Origin of the sequence: Okeania sp. SIO2B3 (assembly GCF_010672525.1) — a bacterium.
Taxonomy (GTDB): Bacteria; Cyanobacteriota; Cyanobacteriia; order Cyanobacteriales; family Microcoleaceae; genus Okeania.
This window is the reverse complement of record NZ_JAAHGH010000222.1, coordinates 1-2,672: the sequence shown is the minus strand read 5'-3', so window position 1 is coordinate 2,672 and position 2,672 is coordinate 1. Positions and strand designations below refer to the sequence as shown.

Here is a 2,672-nt window from a genome sequence, read left to right as displayed (position 1 = left end):
AAATTATCAAGAAGTTGTTAAATTTCAATTGCAACAACTTTAATAATCAATACTCCGGCATTGATAAATTACTAATTGTTAATAATTAATTATTTTCAATATGTAGTTACTGTCAAGCGATCGCCTATCTTTAAGCCCAACTCATTCGCACGTCCACCTTTCAATTCAATTACGCTATCCACAATCACTCCAGAATCATATATAGAACATTTATCTGTATAACAAGGAGGCGCGTTGGGGACTAACCCTTGCACAATACTATTCCTAATAAAGATAATATCCAGACTGATTAAGCAATTCTTCATCCACAGTTTTACTCTTTGAGGAGGTTTAAACTCAAACAGCATCCCGCGATCGTCGGGTAAAGAAGGTCTAAACATAAGCCCGATTTTTCTTTCTTTTTGGGTGTCAGCGACTTCTAAGTCTATTTTTAAATCATTAATAATAACTTCTGCTGTAACTGGCAAGTATTGAGGTCTAGAAATACTTCTTATTCTATTTGTATAGACACCAAAACTAACATATATTACTAAAGCACTAAAAATTAGGAATATTTGAAGATTATTATTTTTTGGCATGGGTTTAAATTACTTTAAAACTTATCAAATATAATAATTAGTAATTAATTATTTAACAATGTTTAATCAAGTATACCCTGTTTTAAAAATCCCCAAAAAAATTTTAAACATTGCTGTAGCGATGCCTGAAATTGAAGTCCCTCAATTTCAAGAACCACAATTTATAGAGAAACCAAAATCACCTATTAAACCTAAATTAATAGAACCAAAAAAACCTAATATATATATTTTTTTAGCAATGATAGGATTAGTTGTTTTTGTCTCTGCATCTTGGATTACAGCCATTGGTCCAGGTGGTGGATTTATGCTGTTGGTAATAGCTGTAATTGTAGCTAGCTATATTTTCTCTAGAGAAAAAAATGGCTATGGGGCAAAGAAAGCAGAATTCGATATGATAATGCTTAATTATAAAGCAGAATTGGATGCCTATCAGCAGCATTTAGAGCAATGGCAAAAATTCCAAACTAGCCAGCATTCTAGTATGCGTGATTATCAAAATAGAGTGGAAAGTTACAGAACACAATCCACAGAGCGCAGTCAAAAAATAGAATTAGCTCGACAAAAATTTCAGCAAATTAAGCCACTGAAACCTATTCAAGGGAGCAATGCTCCCAAAGGAAGGAGTGAAGAAATATTTCACCAAACTCTTAGTCATTACCTACCTGGCGAAATAATGGTGGATTATCGGGTTATCAAGTATGTTGAATATCCCTACACTCCTGATTTTATTTATTATCTTAAAGACTGGAATTTATATGTAGACATAGAAATTGACGAGCCTTATACTTGTAGTGGCAAAGGTAAAAAAACAACTCACTGCACAGACGATCAAACAGAGATTAATAGAGACATTTTTTTTGAGCAGAATGATTGGGTTGTTATTAGATTCGCAGAGGAACAAGTTTTAAGATTTCCTATAAACTGCTGTAAGTTTATTGCGCAAACAATTGATTTATTGGTAGGAGAACCTATTCCTGAAAAGTTGAAAAAAGTTGATGATATAATTGCTGTACCTCGATGGAATACAAAAAAAGCGAAACGGATGGCTCGGAAAAAATACCGACATTATTATTAATTGGCAGAAATAGAAGATTCGTGCAAGGATACGACTGATTTATATGAAGCAGCTAATTCTCCCGAACGGTTCAGGATGGTTGTTGATAACTTCCACACTTAATACAGACAGATTGTATTGAGTGACATCTCCCACAGATCGACGTTTTCTCCATCGGTTTCGAGTGGAATTACCTGGTTGGTGTTTAAAAGATGTGAGTTTTTTAAGTTGGGTTATTGGGTTTGGCGGTCATGTGAAAGTAGTTAAACCAGATGGATTAATTGATACTGTTTATGAGGTTGGGTTAGATATTGTTGAAATTTATGAGGGGAAAGCAGAAGGAAAAGAATGAAATTTTCGGTCGCGTAAGCGGAACGGAGTTCTATAACGCTCTTACCCGGAATCACTCTCGCACTGTTATAGATTGAGTCTTGTAGTCGAGGAAACTATAACTTTTGTCTAGGAAAAATTACCAAAAGACTACATATTGCCATAAGTTGCTCTTAGCAACTTTATCAATCGTTCAGACTGTTGTCAAGAATTATGCTTTACCGAATAATGAATAATTAATAATGAATAATTAATAATTGAAGAACATAAAGCTAGTGAGATAGTCTCCCCTTGTAATTAATAATGAATAATTAATAATTAATAATTTCAGAGCGTATATCTAGGAAGATACTTTCTTGTTAATTAGGGCTTGCTCCAGTAAGCGATAATTAATAATTACCTCTTCTCTAATAAAAGAATTGTTGAAAAGGAATTTTTTTCTTTTTTTATCCCTGTAGGGCGACAGCTCGTGGCACAGATAAGGATAGAGTTGTTACCTGAATTTTTCAGTAATTAATGAGTGTCAGGCGCTTAATTATTGATGCTCCAGCAATAGAACTCCCCAGACGCGTGACGCGACCGATAATTGTTAATTGTTAATTATTAATTGTTAATTATAAACTCAAACTTCCATAGACAAAATATCAGAAATTTCCTTCTGTAAATCCTGACGATTATCATCATAAATAAGCAAAGTATTCAAATTAGAA

At 33.4% G+C, this 2,672-nt stretch carries 3 protein-coding genes; 2 read left to right on the top strand and 1 reads right to left on the bottom strand.

The features are described from left to right. Positions 1–95 precede the first annotated feature (95 nt). Positions 96–578 (bottom strand): DUF192 domain-containing protein, encoded by a 483-nt coding sequence (locus tag F6K15_RS37735; protein WP_293071201.1) that lies wholly within the window; start codon positions 576–578, stop codon positions 96–98. Positions 579–636: 58 nt separating this feature from the next. Here F6K15_RS37735 and F6K15_RS37730 point away from each other — a divergent pair, with 58 nt between their 5' ends. After that, positions 637–1,653 carry a hypothetical protein gene (locus tag F6K15_RS37730; RefSeq protein WP_293071199.1) on the top strand — a complete coding sequence of 339 codons (1,017 nt, stop codon included), beginning with the start codon at positions 637–639 and terminating at the stop codon, positions 1,651–1,653. Between the two features lie 121 nt (positions 1,654–1,774). Next, positions 1,775–1,984, top strand: a complete 210-nt coding sequence (locus tag F6K15_RS37725; RefSeq protein WP_293071197.1) for a WYL domain-containing protein — start codon at positions 1,775–1,777, stop codon at positions 1,982–1,984. Positions 1,985–2,672 lie beyond the last annotated feature (688 nt).